Source organism: Microbulbifer sp. CNSA002, from assembly GCF_047324085.1.
Lineage (GTDB): Bacteria > Pseudomonadota > Gammaproteobacteria > Pseudomonadales > Cellvibrionaceae > Microbulbifer.
On record NZ_CP172449.1, the window covers coordinates 3,134,442 to 3,153,338 of the forward strand.

Sequence of the window (18,897 nt, forward strand, 5' to 3'; positions counted from 1 at the left end):
GACGATTCCCCGGCAATTTGTCCGGGGAAGCTCTGCGGCGTTGGCCAAAAACCGGCGCCGATCTATCGCCGTTATCCTCTAGCGAAGTTCCAATGAGTAAACACGACAATATTTTTGCAAACCCACTGGGCCAGGTAGCCGGCTTCGAGTTCGATCGCCAGGTGGTGCAAGTTTTTCCCGATATGATCAAGCGCTCCGTGCCCGGCTACACCACGATCGCAGCCATGATCGGCACCCTGGCAGAGCGCTACGCCCAAGCTGGAAGCCGCTGCTATGACCTGGGCAGCTCCCTGTGCGCGGCAACCCTGGCCATGCGCCATCGCATTCCCGCTGCCGACTGTGAAATCGTCGCCGTGGACAATTCGCAAGCCATGGTTGATCAGGCGCGCACGGTCCTCGAAGCCGATAGCGGCGAGGTTCCCGTTCAACTTATCTGCGACAACCTGCAAAACGTTGCTATCGAAAATGCCTCGGTGGTAGTGCTCAACTTCACCCTGCAATTTATTCCGGTGGAAGAGCGCGAAGAAATCCTGCAGAAAATCCACGATGGTTTGCGCCCCGGCGGCATTCTGATTATTTCCGAGAAAGTGGACTTCGCCGATAAAGCCCACAACGAGTTAATGATCGAACTGCATCACTCCTTTAAAGCCGCCAACGGTTACAGCGCGCTGGAAATCGCACAGAAGCGCTCTGCCCTGGAGAATGTATTAATTCCGGAAACCCTGGACACCCACCGCACACGACTGAAAAATGTCGGCTTTACCAGTGTCGATGTCTGGTTCCAGTGTTTTAATTTTGCCTCTTTAATCGCCATCAAAGGCGCGCCGGAAAAGTAAGTACTCCGTGATCGACTACACCCAACTCTATCAAGGTCTGCAACACGTTCCCGCCCTGCGCACCTGGCTGGCCCAGCTGCCAACACAGGTGGCTGAAAACCTGAGTCCTCATCGCTGGGGCGACCTGCCCGATTGGCGCGCAGCGGTGGAAGCCCTACCGGAAATCACGCCCTCCGCTATCGAACTGAACAGCAAGGTCAGCGCGGGCACTGCCGCCGATGCCAGCTCAGAACAACTCGAAGCCCTGGAGCAGGAACTGCGCAAATTACACCCCTGGCGCAAAGGCCCCTGGGAGTTATTTGGACTAAATATTGATACTGAGTGGCGCTCCGACTGGAAATGGGATCGGGTACTTCCGCACCTGGCACCACTCAAAAATCGACTGGTGCTCGATGTGGGCTGTGGCAATGGGTACCACTGCTGGCGATCCTACGGTGCCGGCGCGCGCCGGGTCATCGGTATTGATCCTTCTGCTAAATTTGTCGCGCAATTTTACGCGCTGAAAAAATACCTGGGCCAGGAAGCGCCGGTAGATTTGTTGCCCCTGGGTATTGAAGCGCTCCCGGCAAACTTGCGCGCTTTCGATACCACTTTTTCCATGGGGGTACTCTATCACCGCCGTTCACCCATGGATCACCTGCGTGAACTGCGCGAAACCCTCCGCCCCGGCGGACAGCTTGTACTGGAGACACTGGTTATCGACGGCGGACTCGGCGATTGCCTGGTACCCGAAGACCGCTATGCAAAGATGCGCAATGTGTGGTTTTTCCCCAGCTGCGCCACCCTAGAGAGCTGGCTGCGCAAGTGCGGTTTCCGCAACCCCAGGACCGTGGATTTGAACACCACCAGCCTGGAGGAACAACGGCGCACCGACTGGATGCACTTCGAATCCCTGGCAGATTTTCTCGACCCGGAATCGCCAGACAAAACCGTGGAAGGTCACCCCGCGCCCAAGAGAGCGGTTTTGGTCGCGGAAGCGCCGTAGCTTGTCTATACGCTTAAGGTCTGGGAACTCATAAATTCCGCAAAATTTGCTGCTAATAGAATTTTGTACGGAATGGGGAGCACCATCTTGATTGTTGCGACTCATAAGGCAAAGTGCGCCCCTAAATAGTGCAACTATATCCTTTAGGGAGGGCTGCCGCAGGATGCAGCCCGGCGCAGAGAATATTTATGAGTATTAGCGTTTTTGAGCTTTTCAAAATTGGGGTTGGCCCTTCCAGCTCCCACACGGTGGGCCCTATGGTCGCTGCCCGCCAATTCGTGCAGGATTTGCAAGACCGTGACCAGCTGCCCCACACAGACCGCGTACAAGTCCATTTGTATGGCTCACTGGCCCTGACCGGGGTTGGTCACGGTACCGATATGGCGGTACTGATGGGGCTTCTGGGTCAATCTCCAGACACCATTGATGTCGATTCAATCGATGAGAAAATGGCGCAAATCCAGAGCGAACGCCACCTGTCATTAAACGGTGACCAGGATATCGCGTTTATTCGCGAGCGCGACCTGGTTTTCCATATGGAGGAATTTCTTCCCCAACACTCCAACGGAATGACCTGCCAGGCTTACGCTGGCGAAGAGCTGCTGTTCGAGCGCAGCTATTTCTCCATCGGCGGCGGCTTTGTGCTCTCCGAAGAAGATTTCGCTCACAAAGAGGAAATCGCCACCCTTCTGCCCTATGACTTCAGCAATGCAGAACAGCTGATGAAGATCTGTGATCATCACGGTTGGACTATTGCCGAGCTGGCCATGGAAAACGAAAAAGCCTTCCGCAGCGAGCAGGAAGTCAAAGACCGTTTGTGGAATATCTGGAAGGTAATGGATGCCTCTATTGAGCGAGGCTGCCACCAGAATGGCATCTTGCCCGGCGGCCTCAATGTTCGCCGCCGCGCTGCCGAACTCTACCGGGAGTTGAGTAAACAGAGCCCAGAAGAGCGTAACCACGGCCTCGCCATTCTCGACTGGGTTAGTCTTTTTGCGCTCGCCGTCAATGAGGAAAATGCCGCGCGCGGGCGCATCGTCACCGCGCCCACCAACGGTGCCGCCGGTGTGATTCCCGCCGTTATCGCCTACTACGTGGAATTTGTACACGACAGTAAAATTCACGGTGAATTGAAAGACCAGGTAGTGAAATTCCTGCTCACCGCCGGCGCTATCGGTATGCTGTTTAAAAAGAATGCCTCTATTTCTGCCGCTGAGGTGGGCTGCCAGGGAGAAATCGGCGTAGCCTGCTCCATGGCTTCCGCCGGCTTGGCCGCAGTAGAGGGCGGCACCAACCAGCAGATTGAAAACGCTGCTGAAATTGGTATGGAGCACAACCTCGGCCTTACCTGCGATCCAATCGGCGGGTTGGTGCAGGTTCCCTGTATCGAGCGCAACACCATGGGTGCAGTAAAAGCCATTAACGGCGCACGCCTGGCCCTGCGCGGTGATGGCGCTCATATCGTACCGCTGGACAGCGTTATCGAGACGATGCGTCAAACCGGTATCGATATGCAGAGCAAATACAAAGAGACCTCTCTCGGCGGGCTCGCAGTAAACGCTGTGAACTGCTGATATTTTTCGGCAGGAGCACAAATCCGCTCCTGCCGCTTACTTAGCCCGGAAGATACCAAATTCTTTTTGTGGCATATCTCCAACGAACTCCCACCGGTCTTTAAAAGTCACTGGTTAAATATCAGCGAGCGATGAGCCCCAACACCCGCCATAGTGCCGGATGCAATCGCGAAGGTTCCGCTTTGCATCGGGTTGGATAAATCCCCAGCAGCAAAGACCCCCTTTACAGAAGTTTCCTTAAAGCCATCCACCTTCACAATCCGCCCGGTAAAAGACTCCTCCAGCTCCAACCCCAATTGATCGATAAACGGAGAGGTCAACTCCGCTTTGGGGCTCACGTAGAGCCCCTCCAGTGGCAACTTTCGGCCATCCGCCAAAACAACTTCACTTAAACTATCCCCGTCTCCCTCCAACTGTGTAATCGGGGCTTCTTCCAGTATTACTCCCCGAGCCAGAAGATGATCGAGAACTTCCCCCTGCGGATTGAGATGGCCCTGGGTAAACAAGGTAGTTGCGCCCCAATCGGGAATCATCGCCGCCTGGTGGAAAGACAGCTCACTGGTAGCCAGCACACCTAAAGGGCGATCACTCAGCTCATAACCGTGGCAATAGGGACAGTGAATCACACTCCTACCCCAGCGCTCTTTCACGCCAGGGATATCCGGTAGCTGGTCCGTAATGCCGGTTGCAAGAATTAGCCTCTTCGCTCTTAAGGTGGTACCTCCCTGTGCAGCAACAGCAAACCCCTCTTCATGAACATCCACACTATCCGCAGTGTCTTCAACCACCTGGAAGCTCGAGTAAGCCTGTAGCTGGGAAAGCGCCGTGCTACGAATTTCCTCGGGCGTCTTACCATCCAGGCAAAACACTCCATGGGACGCTTTTGCAAAGCGGTTTCTAGGCCTTTTAGCATCCAGTACAACGACCTTGCGCCTGCCGCGAACGAGCTGCATCGCCGCAGACAGACCGGCAAAACTTCCACCGATAATCAATACATCCGTATCCATAGCCACCCCTCCGATATCATGTAACTTTTATTGTTACACAAAAATTCAAAGCTGCACAACACACGTAACAGCAAAAGTTTCGTGATAAACTGCAGGATCAGAAATTTAGGTGAATTATGCGCAAAGACAGCCGATTATCCCGGGCACTTCATGTCCTTATCCATTTGAACATGACCGACAAGCCGGTTACTTCAGACAAGATGGCGGCTATGCTCCTCACCAACCCAGTGGTGGCTCGCAGAACTATGGCGTTATTGCGAGATCAGGGGTACGTGCGCTCCAGTAAAGGGCACAATGGGGGCTGGTCACTCGCGAAGTCCTTGGATGAAATTACACTTCTGGATATCCATAAAGCGCTGGGAGACAGCTCAGTTTTTACCATTGGCCTTACAGACGAACACACTAACTGCATCATTGAGCACGCAGTAAATGCCGCCCTAAAGGATGCAATGGATGAGGCGGAGAGTATTTTACTCGCGCGATTTGGAGAGATCACTCTGGATCAGCTCGGTGGAGAATTTACACACATAGAGACTTCGGAATAATTCGCCTCGTCCTAGGGGGCTCCAAATTTCGATTCTGAGCCTCCCTAATATCCAGGTCCATTTTGCGATAGCAAGGTGCACCCTATGCTTTAGCTTGGTACTCAGGGTGTATTCTCGCCATCAACAAAACGTCTATATAACGACCCGCCTTAAACCTGCCAAGCCGCTTGGTTCCCTCCACCTGAAAACCCGAGCCCTCATAAAGTGCTATTGCAGCACCATTGTCAACATGAACTTCCAGTTCCAATCGTATTAGATTGAGCCAATTATCCGCCTGATTAAGCGCCTCTTCCATTAACATCCGGCCAACTCCCCGACCGTGAAATTCAGGATGTACCGCAATTGCCAACACAGCACTATGTCTATCCCGGATTTTATTGGTTAAGAACAGAGTGACATACCCAACGACCTTAGTATCCAATTCAGCGACCAAGGTATAATTATTCGGATCAGAAAAAAGATTAGCGACTTTATCAGAACTTAGGAAAAGTAGTTGAGAGGTATTTTCATTTACTGAGGCAAAACTATGAATATCGAACAAATCCTTATTATCGGATTCTTCTAGGTGTCTGATTTTTGTATTCAACGGAACTCCTTAAGGGATATCGAAAACAATAGAAAGTATTTCTATTGTTCTCTTTACTCCATATACACCAGATACTAATTTATAACGCGAACTGATCAATCAACCCGAGTTAGCCGAGCATCATCCACTGTCATCTGCCAAATCCCATCCTCTTCATAAGGGGGATTGGAAACATGAAAATTTGCAGTCAAAAATAAAAATCCAACACTGAAATCATCTCCGTTGAACTCTTTTATCGGCCCCTCTATAGAAGTTGTAAAGCTCCCTTCAACCCGTTCATACAAGACCCGGCCATCAGTTGTTATGATCAAACTTATTTGGCTACCAATCCAAGTGCCAGCGTAATCTAACTTGTCTTCAGGAAGTGGTTTTGCACAACCGGCTAACATCAATAAAATAAAAACCCAAAAGGTATTACGCATTCTGAACCCTCTTACCTCTTTAAGGTTTCGAGAATAGCACCCTACCGTATCCCTGCAAAATCCCAGATAACAGGCACGTAATACAGAAGCAACTCTTTAAGCTGGAATACAACTCAAGGAAACACTCACCCCACAACCAATTAGTACGTAGTAATGAATTCAATATTTGAAAGAACCACGACAACCCATGTGTTTTGTCACTTCTGTTCCAGGCGGCACCTTCTATATAACTAGACTAGTCTAATCTCTAAAGTACTCAGAAAGGGGGGGGTATGACCAATTACAACAGCCTATTTAACCGTCACTTCGCAAGTTCAGAACGGCTTAAAAATCGAGCAAAGCAGAGAGTTCCAAAATTTTCCTATGAATACTTAATAGAAGGCTGTATGGATGATATTGGTTTATGCCGCAATCGCCAGGCATTCGATTCTGTAAAATTCACCCCCCAATATATCCACCCCAACTCTACACCGAACTTAAATTGTGAACTTTTTGGGAAGCTATACAGCGCTCCATTTGGCATAGCGCCCATTGGGCTACAGGGGCTTATGTGGCCAAATGCGCCTGTAATACTTGCCAAAGCCTCATATGAACACAAGATCCCATTCATCCTCAGCACTGTATCTTCTGAATCACTGGAGCGAATTTCTGAAGTCTCACAGGGAACAGCCTGGTACCAACTCTACAACCCAACAGACCCAGCCATTCTTTCTGACCTGCTATCCCGACTAACCTCTGCCCAATACCAACATTTAGTCATTACCATTGATGTTCCTACTTTTGGCTTACGCCCCAGAGACTTCCACAACGGATTGGCAATGCCACCGAAATTGAATGTAAAAAATATCTGGCAAGCGATACTCAGGCCAAATTGGAGTCTATCCACATTGCGATACGGTCTCCCTAAATTTAAAAATCTAGAGCCTTACATTGATACCGATAACAAAAAACTTGAACTAACCGAGTTTATGAACACCACAACTATGGGCCCACTGGATTTTGACAGTGTAAAACGTATAAGAGATCTCTGGCCCCATAAACTTATTATTAAAGGGATAATGAGTGAACCCGATCTTCAACAAGCGATTAAACTCGGGGCAGATGGAGTCATTTTATCCAATCACGGTGCACGGCAACTTGATTTAGGCGAAGCGACTCTTCCCTTACTGGGACGGTTTTCCAACTATCAGGATAGGATTTCCTTGGCTATCGATAGTGGAATAAGATCCGGTGTAGATATCGCAAGTGCTTGTGGTCTAGGGGCAAAGTTTTGCTTTCTGGGAAGATTTTTTATGTATAGCGTCTGTGCCCTTGGCAATGAAGGAGCTAACCATGCGATCTACCTACTTAAAGCTCAGTTAACTCAGGTTATGCAGCAAATCGGAGCTACTAATCTTGAAGGCATTTGCGGCAAGGTAGAACTAACCAGCAGATGAAAAGCTCAGGCAGTTCATCCCGCCGAGTCGTGTAAGCCGAAGGCTTATACTGTTGCCGCATTTTTCCAATTCTTTTGGATTCCCTTCCCCCTAGAAATAGTGCTCTTCGGCCAAAACGCTGGTCAATTCAATCAATAGTTTACATAATTTTACTGGCCTTAAATGGCTGCCCCAAGCAAAACATATCACCTCGCCCCAATGCACAGGGAATTAACTCCACTAACCCCACTCCAGCTTTAAAGAATCGACAAGCCTGTCGAAATAGCCCCGACACAGTCCTCTTTACCAGTTGCACTATGAGCCGGGTATCATCAGTTGGGTATGGGGGTTGTACTACAGTACTACAGCGGTAATTGTTGGATTCGTAAGGTGACGCATGCAGGAGAAAATAGCAACTCCATGCTTCCGCAGTAGGTGCTCAATTTTGAAGAAAGGTTGTAATTCGGGAATACCAAGCGATTTGGCCTCAACAGAGCAGGCCACCGCCCAAGTCCGTACGAAATATTTGTTCACAGCTGGCATAGCAGCTGTTGTAATCAACCAAGGCCAACATTAGCAGGGGCGATGGTACAAGGATAGAGGCCTTTACTACCCCCTCAACAATCAACTCCTGGCCATCCCCAATAGGAATTGGTTCATATTAATCGTTTGCTAATAACAGCCTGCCCTTGTGACGATCGAACACCTTACAGGTTACCTACCCATCTTAAGCAACCACAACAATATCCTCATGAACAGGCGTAAGAGACCGATCTACTACCAGAAGGTCACGATCAAAAATCCCAAGATTCTGCATAGAAACACCACAAGCTCTGGCCAGGAACGTGGCAGCTGTACTCGTGATCAAGTGCTGGTCCAAGCTCAACGCAGCCTCTGCATGCTCATCTGCTGGCGAGGGAAAGCCGCAGGCAACACTACGACTGAATAAAGAAAGGAACTTCATATCGGATACCACAATACTATATATAAATACAAACTATTGTTTAGCCCCAATATTGACAACTAGTACATGTGACTTCAAAGCCACGCACCGTTTCCTAGTCTACATAAGCCCCCATTTACACCAAAGAAGTGATAATCGCCCCACTCTATCCAGTGAAAAGCACATACATCAATCTACGCTCTGCTTTTCGATCCTTTTGTGTGCCAAAAAACGACCGAAATATAAGTAGATATATCCCCTCTATTTGCAGCACCCAAATCAACTTTAGATATCAGATACATAGAAAACCGGATAAAAACAAAGGGATATTTCAAAAAAATATCCGATGGTGCATAACACAACTTATACAGCATCGTGATACTGGACTATGCCTACTTAAAATGTACGTAACAATTTTTTCCAAGCAATCCAGCATTGCGGAATTTTCGGAGTATACTAATGGGCGAAACAAACAACGGCAAAGTGAACACCAATGCAAGATCAAGATCTGCAATCTATCGCAAACCAACTTTCATGCCCAGAGGGGGATGCTGGTATCGATATAGGCAATAAAATGAATGTTCTCAACCAGATTATTACTAGTCAAACCATTGAGAAGTTGTCTCCCCAAAAAGGTGAATCAATTATCGAGATAGGGCCAGGCAACGGATCTCTGTCACTACCAATATTGGAAAACTTAGGTCGTAACGGACACTATCTGGGTATTGAAATGTCGGAAGTGATGGCAGAAGAACTCCAGAGAAATTTGGCAGGAAATCATTGCACCACTAAAGTAGTTTATGGTGATTGCTTGGAGGTCCAACTTAAAAATGAAAGCATTGATGGTGTTATTGGGGTTAATCTCCTCTACTTCATTAAAGATCTGTCAATTTTTTTCAAGCATATTTTCAAATGGCTTAAACCTGGAGGCCGAGTGGCATTTGGAATTCGATCTGATAAGTCGCTTAAACAATTACCCTTTACTCAATTCAAATTTCACATACGCACTACAGCCGAAATCAAATCTCTTATGAAAGATGCGGGGTTTAATGCTGTTGAATCCTCTTTTTTTGATAAGGAAATGGTTCCTTTTGGAGATACTACGATCCAAGCAGACTCAGTGATAATTACAGGGAAGAAATCTTAATTACTCATTTACCGGGCCTGGAGAAATCCATCCAGGATAGAGAAAATCCCACACTTACCTCATCTCCACAACAACTTTGCAGAACCTCCACGGCAGACAAATAGTAACCCATCGCCATGAACAAATGTGAGCGCTCCATTAGAATCCGGAAAAAACTATTACCCCCTACTTAACATGGAATTTTCTAACATGGATATACTGCAGATAGAGAAATCAACATCGTATTGAATTAAATGACACAAGCATCTAATGAACACCCCAGGGCCGGCCCCTCTATTTTCTGTCACATATGATATCAATATAGCGTCTCAAAAGTACTATTATAAATGCCTCTAAACTTTCTCTATCAGATTTCGCCAATTGGTACAAACGCCCAACAAAAGCCAGGTTTTGCTGGAAAAATAAATATAAAGATGTATATTCTCTCAAGAAATAAAACCAACAACCAGAAGTGATAATAGTTCTCATGAATTCAAGCCAGCATTCGGCGATGACGCCTGCAATAGATAGCCTCACTATCCCCAACATGGAAAACTCACAGCAAGTTTTATACCGCCGCATGCATTGCTTTAAAGCTAGAACACCTATTGGCAGTCCCTACAAATAAACAAAACTAAAAATCCACCAATTATGAATCTATTCAACCAAGAAAATCCATGGAAGTGATATGCACAAAATTTATATTTCTCTGATTGCTGGTTTAATTGCCGCAACAACTTACCTATATACAAAAAATTCTACAGACGATGCTAATAAACAGTCTTCCCAGACCACGATAACAGGGAACAAAGAAAATAATAATCTAGGACTTGAAAGATCAAAACAGAATCATACCAAACTGGAAGAATATACCCTTACTGGAAGTACAGTAGATGTAGACCTGCCTCCCTCAAGCCCCATGGACTCTGAAGTGGCAATAGGTATAGACCTAAACAACGAAGACTCTGAGGCGGCAGCAGAGAGTGTACTGTGTGCAGATAAAATACAAAACCACTCATGCAATATAAGGCTGGATATTGACTTAGCTGAAATATTAATCGATGAAAATCTAAATGCAGCAAGCCACGAAGAAATTGGGCTTGTCATCAATAGTAAAAATTATAAAGATGTAATGAGTTCAATCCCCAAATTACTGTCAGAAAATATAATGAAATCTGAGGATTTCAATCAACTAGCCAGATTCACCACCGCAAACCTCAACATCGAAGTAGAGAGCGTTTTTTCATGCAATACAAAATTATGCGCAGCTGAACACCGCGTAAAAAACGACCAAGACTGGAAGTCCTTCGAAGCTAACTTCTTTACGGGTGACTCTGCTGGGAATCTGTTTGTTTCCTATGATCCAAACGATCCAAATATCAGAAGATCCATATTGGTTTTTGGAGAAGGTGCACCTGTAATCTTTAAAAAACAATAAGCCTCATAAAGAATACCCCTTGCCGACAATTACGCGGCAAGGTGGTGTTAGCAGCTTTGAATCGTATTGAATTACAACTATGACAAGATCATGAGGGAGCTATGTCTAGCATGGGCCCAAAATAATTCTACCAACCAGTGACACCTATTCCAGTTAATTCATCAAGATTAATTAGCTATGCCTGATAAAGGTATATTTCACTGTATTTGCCACACTTGAAGTAATCTCCCCAAAATAACACTTGCAGAATATTATCTTTTGGCGCCAGCCTGCCTTTCTGATAAATCAGTGACATACTCGTACATTTGCATAACGATTTCAGAGCAAAACCCAGCTAAACGACAACCTTGAGTTTCAGCCAGCACCCCAACTATGCGATACTTCCGCCCCAAAAGAAGTGAAAAGAAAACAGGGAAGACCCATGACCAAATTCACACTAACTCTGGTAGCGGTTTTATTGGTTGGCTGTAGCTCAGTCACTCAGCTCTCGGAAAAAACGGCAGGGGAAATCAGGCAGGCCGTATCTATCCAAGCTAGCGGGGAAAATTCTGGTACTCAGTTCTCGGGGCCGAAATTACAGGCCACTACTGATGGCTCTGACCTGAACCTCTACTACTACAACCTCCGCGCATTTGAACCCTCTACTAACGAACCAACGAAGTACCACCTACAGATCCATATCACCTATCGCAAGGCGTGGCGTCACTATGAGTCTGCGGAGTTAAATGGCGGACAGCCAGTAGAGACGGCTCCTATTAACAAAAATGTCCTTCAATGCGTAAGTGGCAATGAATGTATGCTTGAAGAGATTCTGGATATTGCTCTCACTGAGGAACAAATACAGGCTTCAGTGCGCAATCGAGATAAACTCAAACTTAAACTGAAAGCAAGATCCGGGCACAGCTCTACCATTGAGGTTCCAGCAACCTACTTGCTTGGTTTTTACGCTGCGGTTGCCAATTACGAGGGGTGACTACCTCTCTCCGTAGGCAATAAATGTTGGCTAAGTGCTCTTTTGCGGGGTCTGAGAGCTTCCCGCTTGGCAATATGCCTGTGCCGTCTCCGCCAGACCTTCACCTAAGGCCACTGGGGGGGTCCAGTCAAGTAACTCTTTGGTTTTAGTGATATCCACTTGTAGTGAACCGCACAAGCGCTCGGCAACTGCCCCCTTTCCTATTAGCTTCAGCGCACTGGTGAGTGCGAATTGGGGAAGAGGCAATAGTCGAGCATCACATCCCATGGCATGGGATAAACCACGCAACAAATCTGTTACCGATACATCCATATCATCGGATACCAGAAATACCTGATTTGCCGCATTGGGATGAGAAATACAAACGCGGATCAGGTCGATCAAATTGCCGATAGATACCAAGCTTCGGCGATTATGAATAGCCCCTAGTGGCAGCGGGATCCCCTTGGTAAGCCAACGCATCATCGCTTGGAAGTTCGCCTTGACCCCAGGGCCATAGACCAGAGGTGGTCGGATAATAACAACTTCCATCCCCGTAGACTCAGCCAGCTCAAGCAGTGCATCTTCGGCCTCTTTCTTTGAAATCCCATAGGGATCCGTAGGATCACATTGTTCACCCGCATTAAATGGTAAGCGGTTGTCGGTAGACTCCCCGTTAACCTTAATAGAACTAAGATAAATAAAACGTCTAACACCGGATGAAGCCGCCTGCTGTGCCAGCTTGATAGTGCCCCCGACATTCACCCGACGGAATTCCTCCATAGGGTTAGCAGAGGTCTCCTCCATTACATGGACACGCGCAGCGGTGTGAATGACTGTATCTATATCGACAAGCGCCTGAGCCCAATCCGTATTGCTTGACAGGTCACCGATCTGAAAGCCACCCTCAACGTCGCGGCGATACACCGGCAAAACCTGGTAACCGTCTTTGCGAAGCTGCGGCAAGAGTGCGGTTCCCACAAAGCCACTAGCGCCGGTTAGTAATATACGTCCTTTCAATGGGAGCCTATTTCTCAGCTGTAGAATTCACGTTAGTTTACACGGACCACTTTTTCGACACACCTTTATCTCGTCAACTAAATAGCGAGCACGACAAACTATCAAAGTATCGCTGTCTATTAGAACTCTATTCAATACCACAAAGGCGTTCTTTGTCAGTAATAGCATTTTTAAGCCGAGCCCGGACATTCTTCAGGGCTCTCCCATGTGGAGCTTGAGTATCCGGCCTGCCCCAACGGGCCTCCCAGGCTTCCCTGGCTTGTAAACAGGCTTTCGCTTGCTTGTACTTCCAGTTCGCCTCCTCGCAAAGAGACAACCCTTTGGGTGACTGACGATCACAAACCTGGTGGTATTTTTTATGGGCTATCTTTTCCTGAAAGTTCTTGGCAGTAGCACCTTCAAAGTGGCGGATCGGTGGAGCTTGTACTTTCCTATCCAGGCCAACCTGCTTATCCGCAGCACTATCCAGGTAGAGCACGCGAAAAGATGTAACAACCAAAAACTCTTGAATAGCATACTGATCACGACCGGAGCTGGTTAATAGCCCTAAGGGATGGGGGGTCGCAAGAACAAGGGGGGGCATTGCCAGCAGGAAAAGTAGCAAAGTCAACAACAACCAAAATGGCCGTCCAGTCGAGGTCTGTGTTGGCATTGAAGTGTGAAGCCTCCCTAAATTATCTACCTACGGCAGTGAATTACGCATTGTGAAGGCCAAATGAACAACACACAGAAGTTTAATGAACCACCTTATCACTCCCAAATCAGCCTGGAGCTACAACACTGGCTATGGACTACTGCACCCAATAAGTCAACACAACAGGCAAAATAAAAATGCTCATAATAGTTGAGAGGAAAATAATACCGGATATCTTCGGGGTATCTTGGGGGCGATAAATAGATATCCAGAGGTAAGTACTAACAGCGCATGGCATAAGGGATTGCAGAATAAGCACCCCTCGCATAGCACCCGTAAAGTTAAACAGATCTGTCAAAATAAACGCGACGGCGCCACCGAGAATTATATGTCCAATAGCAAAGACCAATCCAATCTTAGTATCACCCAGCTTAATTTGGGCCAAGCTATGTCCGAGGGTCAACAACATTAGAGGGATTGCCATACCGCCCAAAATATTAAGAGATGACATAACGGGCTTTGGTAAGCTTATATTGAAAATCAATGCGACTATAGAAAAAACCACACTGTAAATTGCTGGGCTAAGCATAATTTCCTTAGCCGACCAGCTACCCGAGGTTACTCCAGGAGCAACAACAAAGAAAAAGATCATTCCCACAACAACAAAAGCAATTCCGTATAGAACTCCCGCATGTCCAAATGCTAACGCACATACTGCGAGGCCGATATTGCCTACATTGTTCATACTTATACAAGAAAAGTAAGTACGTATATTTTGCCTAAATAAAGATAAGAATAGAAGGGCTAGCACTGACATCAACGAGTACATCAGGAAGGCGGCCAACAGCATCCATAGAAACTTACCCAATACTACCTTCTGGCCCAGCATATGATCCAATATCAGCGCCGGATAACCAATATGGGCCATTAATTTGGATACCATTTTGGAATTTAATTCATGCTTACTTGCTGCAAATAGGTATCCAATAAGAACGCAGATAAATACGGGAATAATAACTTCAAATACGTTCTCAAATAGGGTTCTCATCGAACATCAAACTCCCTCTGCCCTACTTCTCAGCACTGCGTAACAAGCACCCCTGTAATACGCTGACAGCCCCACCAGAACACACAAAAAATCGATGATATATTTACCTTCTAATACCCCACAGAATTACGGAGCAAAAATTGCGATGTTCTGACGGATTTTCAAGTGAGAAACTGCAACCATAAAAAATGTCTATAAATTCAGCTGCAACTCTTTAAGGTTTAAGGTAGGAGTGATCCATATTTCAGCATCAAAGGCCGCAAAAAATTTTTCATTATAGGTCATCAGCTGATCTTGACAATTCTCCTCAAAGATAAAAATTGCTGCCCGTTTTCCTTGCTCCAAAAAGAAGTAGGAAGCCTCAGGATTGGCTGAGGCGATAAAATCATTCATCGCCACAGACATACTATCATCAGCAATGGACTTATTGCCGGCCTTTGCCGGTATCAGGAGTTTCATTAATAGGCGCATTTTGATCCTGGCTGTTGTCAAGGTTATAGGATCAAAACATAGCCTTTTCACTATCCAGCTGCGCTGCATTAAGTGACAATTCTCAGAGTATATCAGTGGTAATTTACAACTGATATTCAGTAAGTAGCCATTTCCTTCCTGCTAATAGGATTATTACCTGCAAGAATCTTCAAGACTCAGCAGCATGACCCAAGGGAGAGCAGCCACACTTTAGGTGGTCACCAAGTCACTGGGATCGCCACCCTTCTTTGACTTACGCTCAACCCACTTAATCCACTTTAAGTCCTCTACCATGGTTGTATAGATGACCGGCACCAAGAATAGTGTTCCAAAAGTGGCCAGGATAAGGCCGCCAATTTGCGCAAAACATAATGGCCGCCAGAGAGGACCTCCATGAATAGCTAAGGGGATCAAGGCGCAGGTAGTCGCCGCAATAGTGATTAAAATGGGGCGCAGCCTAAGAATACCTGCGTCAAGTAATGCCTGACGAAGCGAATCTCCCGCAGCATGACGCATCTCAATAAAATCAAACAGAACAATAATATGGCTGACAATCACTCCTATCAGGCTCACTATTCCTAAAAACGCCATAAAACCAAATGGCTGGCCGGAGATATATAGGGCCATCAAAGCACCAACCATACCCAATGGCACAGTGGCAAATACGACCAAGGGCTTTATCAAACTACTAAATTGAAATACCAAAGCTAAAAAAATCGCACTGGAAGAGACGGCCATAATCATTAGCAACTGCAAAAATCCATGTTTTGTACTGGCCGCATCTCCAGATATTTGCAGTTGATATCCCGCAGGAAGCGATTCAGAGAATTCTTTCAACTCATCTTTAATATTAGCCATAATATCTGATGAGATAAAACCGGCATATGGAAATGCATATACCGTAATCGTTCGAAACTTCTCCAATCGATAGATTCGCTCTGTCGAAAATAGAATGGAGGTAGTTGCCACTTGTCGCAATGGGATATGAATATCGCTATCAGATGCAAATACATATAGGTTATTGACGTCCTCCAGCTGTCCTCGCTCTGCCAGGCGAAGCTGAGCTACAATGGGAATTTCTTTATCTCCCTGCCGTAAGGTATCCACTTTGGAACCATTAAAGCCAGAGGATGACGCCATGGCGATATCAGCATTAGTAACCCCTGACATTTCAGCCCGATCTTCTATCACATTCATATTCAACACTAGACTTTTTCCAGCCCAATCAGCGCGGACCACGCGAGTATAGGGAGAACTCTCAACAATCTCTTTAACTTTTGCGGCGTATTCTCGCAGGAGTGCTATATCCTTCTCCTCCTCCAAAGACCCTACAGCTACACGTCCCGAAACCCTTATTTCAACAGGGTGCTCTACTGTGCTTGTCTGCAGTTGTCGAACGTCCAGTCCTGCCCCCGGAATACTTTCAGAAAGAGCATTTTGGATAAGTGGAATCAGCGTAGATGTTAAATTTTTATCACTTAAGCGGACAATAATCTGCCCATAGTTAGACTGTTTTTGTTGAGGGTTAGCTGTATACCAAAAACGCGGCGCCCCGCCACCCAAGGTGCTGCTAATTCCCTCCAAAATAGGTGCAGACCCTTTTTTTGAGTGTTTTTGCTCATAGTCCTCAATAGTTTTTCTAATTATTTTTTCGGCTACTTTTGCAACATTATCTGTTGCATCAATACTTGCATCATTTTGCAACCACACATCTACATAAAAAAGGTACTGAACATCTGCCGGGAAAAATGCATTCCTCAACTGTGTCTTTATAACAACACCTAACACGAGCAATCCCAATGCAACCAACAAAACAATCTTTCTATTACTAATTGCCCAGTCTGCCGCCCTATAGTAGCTCCCTGTCAGCCCTTCTTTTCGTCTCACCTCCAAGCTCCGCTCCTTTTGCTCAGGGGGGCGCAATAACGTATTCCCCAAATAAGGAATAAATGTCATAGAAACTATTCGGGATGCAACTAAGGCACAAACCATAACAATAGGAAGGCTATGTAGAAAATCTCCCTGATTGCCGGTTAATAACAAGAATGGCAGGTAAGCAACGATATTAGTTAATGTGGCAAAAAATATAGCTTTCGCTAGTAAAGTGGGCCCCAACCAAGCAGCTATGATGGAGGGCTTACCAGATGCCATTTGCCGTTTGATCGCATCACTGGCAACAACAGGGTCGTCTACCAAAAGCCCCAAGGCTATAATTAACGCCGCAATCGATACCTGCTGAATATCTATTCCCAACAACTGCATAAACCCAAAGGTCATCGTTAATGTTACTGGAATAGATATCATTAAAAGCACGGCAGATCGCCAGTCAGAGAATCCGATAAAAGCAATTATCACCACTAAAATAATCGCTTCAATCAATGCTTCAAGAAAGAGGCTTACACTTTCTCGAACCTGGCGAGGCTGATCAGAAACCCGATCTATAATCAGGTCCTGCGGCAAATCCACCTTAACCTTATCCAAAATCTCACTGAGATTTCGTCCAAGCTCTCCTATTTGCTTACCGTCCAGCATCTGCACGGAAAGATTGATACTGCGACTACGCTGCCACTCTCCATTTTCGTCTCTATTGACATAGTAATTTAATAGGGGCGGCGGAGTTTCATATCCCATAAGGACATCGACAATTCCGCGCAAATATACCGGCGTTCCTGTATTACTGAGAGCCACGGGAACATCGGCAATTTCCTCATGATTTGAAAATTCGCCACTAGGCATAATGGCAATACCCAAATCATCCGAAATAATAGTGCCGCCGGGAATAGTTGTATTACGGGCATTGAGAACAGGGGCAATCATATCTGGTCGCAACCCATAGGAGGCCAGCCTCTCCTGGGAATACAGAAGCTTCACTTCCTGGGTGAGCACACCAGTCCTCAACACCCTCTTCACTTCTGGAATAGTTCTAATATTTGCCGCAATAAGATCTGAGAAATCATCAAGTTGGCGATAGCTATATTTCGCACCTGCTACTTTCATCAAATGGTCGCGAGTATTGGCGAGATCACGAACTACGAAGGGATCCCAGGCATCAGGAAAGAATCGCTGGGCGCTTAGCTTATCGGATAGATAGAGTTTTGTTGCCGTTAGTAATTCGCTGTTGTTTTTATCAGATAAGAAATCCACTCCAAGGTAGCCAGACCCATTTAACACTTCAAAATTAGTTCCATATCCTTGTGCCTCAAGCCAGTTCGCAAAAATCCACAACCCAGTAGCAGAGTATGTATTGGCTAAGGACAGCGGCAGAGCTACAACGATACTTACCCTCCCTCTGCCATTTGATTCTTCCCCCCGGATCTCTGAAATACCTTCTCTAATATCTTCTGCACGCAATGTAATTTCTGTAGGGCCCGCTCGGGGACTAGCCACACTGAGCAATATAGCGGCTGTATCACCGAACTCTGAGTTCAGGGAAATTTTACTCGCACCAGAAGGTAGCTGCTGTTGCGCATCAATTAATTTCAGATTGATATCATTAAATGCTTTGGTAACATCAGTTTTTGGTGCCAGTTGCGCTTGCACCATGGAAACGCCATTTAGCGTCAAGGATTTTATTGCAAAGGTTCTCGCGTCTGGCTCATGCAAATACTCACTTTGCGCTATTGCTTCTTCAACTTTACGTGTAACTAACTCCTCAACCCTGACTGCAGACTGCCCTGGCCAATGGGTTGTTGCTATCGCAATACGCACGGGAATATCTGGATCTTTGCTTTTCGGCATAAAGAGATAAGCAACTACCCCCCAAACCAGGATAGTGACCAACAGTGCAGCGGAAATACTTGGATTATCTACAAAAAAACGAGCGGTATTGAAGCGATGGTGGCTTTCCGCTTCAATAATTTCTGCCTGTCTTTTTTCTTCCTGATCTGCCATTCCC

The 18,897-nt window shown here is 46.4% G+C and carries 18 protein-coding genes; 8 read left to right on the forward strand and 10 right to left on the reverse strand.

The features are described 5' to 3' along the window. The first annotated feature begins 92 nt into the window (after positions 1–92). The 3 genes from cmoA to ACG1BZ_RS13945 all read left to right on the forward strand — a co-directional run bounded on the left by cmoA (position 93) and on the right by ACG1BZ_RS13945 (position 3,395). Positions 93–836: a carboxy-S-adenosyl-L-methionine synthase CmoA gene (gene cmoA, locus ACG1BZ_RS13935; protein ID WP_413662340.1), complete on the forward strand. Its 744-nt coding sequence runs from the start codon at positions 93–95 to the stop codon at positions 834–836. 7 nt (positions 837–843) lie between these two features. Next, positions 844–1,821 (forward strand): tRNA 5-methoxyuridine(34)/uridine 5-oxyacetic acid(34) synthase CmoB, encoded by a 978-nt coding sequence (gene cmoB / locus ACG1BZ_RS13940; protein ID WP_413662341.1) that lies wholly within the window; start codon positions 844–846, stop codon positions 1,819–1,821. A 188-nt stretch (positions 1,822–2,009) separates the two neighbouring features. Beyond that, on the forward strand, positions 2,010–3,395 hold the full coding sequence (locus ACG1BZ_RS13945) for an L-serine ammonia-lyase (RefSeq protein WP_413662342.1): 1,386 nt from the start codon (positions 2,010–2,012) through the stop codon (positions 3,393–3,395). 107 nt (positions 3,396–3,502) lie between these two features. Here the strand turns inward: ACG1BZ_RS13945 and ACG1BZ_RS13950 are convergent, their stop codons facing one another. Next, entirely contained in the window at positions 3,503–4,402 is a 900-nt protein-coding gene (locus ACG1BZ_RS13950) for an NAD(P)/FAD-dependent oxidoreductase (RefSeq protein WP_413662343.1), read from the reverse strand. Positions 4,403–4,518: 116 nt separating this feature from the next. Between ACG1BZ_RS13950 and ACG1BZ_RS13955 the strand changes: the two genes are divergently transcribed. Continuing rightward, on the forward strand, positions 4,519–4,947 hold the full coding sequence (locus ACG1BZ_RS13955; RefSeq protein ID WP_413662344.1) for an Rrf2 family transcriptional regulator: 429 nt from the start codon (positions 4,519–4,521) through the stop codon (positions 4,945–4,947). A gap of 82 nt (positions 4,948–5,029) precedes the next feature. On the opposite strand, the gene ACG1BZ_RS13960 is transcribed toward ACG1BZ_RS13955, so the two are convergent. Continuing rightward, positions 5,030–5,533 carry a GNAT family N-acetyltransferase gene (locus ACG1BZ_RS13960; RefSeq protein ID WP_413662345.1) on the reverse strand — a complete coding sequence of 168 codons (504 nt, stop codon included), beginning with the start codon at positions 5,531–5,533 and terminating at the stop codon, positions 5,030–5,032. Between the two features lie 95 nt (positions 5,534–5,628). Further along, positions 5,629–5,955, reverse strand: coding sequence for a hypothetical protein (locus ACG1BZ_RS13965; RefSeq protein ID WP_413662346.1), 327 nt, complete (start codon positions 5,953–5,955; stop codon positions 5,629–5,631). A gap of 272 nt (positions 5,956–6,227) precedes the next feature. On the opposite strand from ACG1BZ_RS13965, the gene ACG1BZ_RS13970 reads away from it, so the two are divergent. Further along, positions 6,228–7,391 (forward strand): alpha-hydroxy acid oxidase, encoded by a 1,164-nt coding sequence (locus ACG1BZ_RS13970; protein ID WP_413662347.1) that lies wholly within the window; start codon positions 6,228–6,230, stop codon positions 7,389–7,391. Here ACG1BZ_RS13970 and ACG1BZ_RS13975 read toward each other — a convergent pair. Beyond that, a complete protein-coding gene (locus ACG1BZ_RS13975) occupies positions 7,345–7,518 on the reverse strand; it encodes a DUF4113 domain-containing protein (protein WP_413665873.1) in 174 nt (57 codons plus the stop codon). The two genes, ACG1BZ_RS13970 and ACG1BZ_RS13975, sit on opposite strands and share 47 nt — an antisense overlap. Positions 7,519–8,097: 579 nt before the next feature. Then, a complete protein-coding gene (locus tag ACG1BZ_RS13980; protein WP_413662348.1) occupies positions 8,098–8,334 on the reverse strand; it encodes a LexA family protein in 237 nt (78 codons plus the stop codon). A gap of 472 nt (positions 8,335–8,806) precedes the next feature. On the opposite strand from ACG1BZ_RS13980, the gene ACG1BZ_RS13985 reads away from it, so the two are divergent. The 3 genes from ACG1BZ_RS13985 (at position 8,807) to ACG1BZ_RS13995 (ending at position 11,850) form a co-directional block, all read left to right on the forward strand. Next, entirely contained in the window at positions 8,807–9,460 is a 654-nt protein-coding gene (locus tag ACG1BZ_RS13985) for a class I SAM-dependent methyltransferase (protein ID WP_413662349.1), read from the forward strand. A 667-nt stretch (positions 9,461–10,127) separates the two neighbouring features. Further along, positions 10,128–10,877 carry a hypothetical protein gene (locus ACG1BZ_RS13990; RefSeq protein WP_413662350.1) on the forward strand — a complete coding sequence of 250 codons (750 nt, stop codon included), beginning with the start codon at positions 10,128–10,130 and terminating at the stop codon, positions 10,875–10,877. Between the two features lie 421 nt (positions 10,878–11,298). After that, entirely contained in the window at positions 11,299–11,850 is a 552-nt protein-coding gene (locus tag ACG1BZ_RS13995) for a hypothetical protein (protein ID WP_413662351.1), read from the forward strand. 30 nt (positions 11,851–11,880) lie between these two features. On the opposite strand, the gene ACG1BZ_RS14000 is transcribed toward ACG1BZ_RS13995, so the two are convergent. The 5 genes from ACG1BZ_RS14000 to ACG1BZ_RS14020 all read right to left on the reverse strand — a co-directional run bounded on the left by ACG1BZ_RS14000 (position 11,881) and on the right by ACG1BZ_RS14020 (position 18,893). Continuing rightward, entirely contained in the window at positions 11,881–12,849 is a 969-nt protein-coding gene (locus ACG1BZ_RS14000; RefSeq protein ID WP_413662352.1) for a UDP-glucose 4-epimerase family protein, read from the reverse strand. A 127-nt stretch (positions 12,850–12,976) separates the two neighbouring features. Next, entirely contained in the window at positions 12,977–13,501 is a 525-nt protein-coding gene (locus ACG1BZ_RS14005; RefSeq protein WP_413662353.1) for a hypothetical protein, read from the reverse strand. Between the two features lie 139 nt (positions 13,502–13,640). Further along, positions 13,641–14,531 carry an AEC family transporter gene (locus ACG1BZ_RS14010; RefSeq protein WP_413662354.1) on the reverse strand — a complete coding sequence of 297 codons (891 nt, stop codon included), beginning with the start codon at positions 14,529–14,531 and terminating at the stop codon, positions 13,641–13,643. A gap of 192 nt (positions 14,532–14,723) precedes the next feature. Further along, the gene (locus ACG1BZ_RS14015; protein ID WP_413662355.1) at positions 14,724–15,071 is read right to left on the reverse strand and encodes a hypothetical protein; all 348 of its coding nucleotides are present in this window, start codon (positions 15,069–15,071) and stop codon (positions 14,724–14,726) included. A gap of 141 nt (positions 15,072–15,212) precedes the next feature. Then, a complete protein-coding gene (locus ACG1BZ_RS14020) occupies positions 15,213–18,893 on the reverse strand; it encodes an efflux RND transporter permease subunit (RefSeq protein WP_413662356.1) in 3,681 nt (1,226 codons plus the stop codon). Between the last annotated feature and the right edge of the window lie 4 nt (positions 18,894–18,897).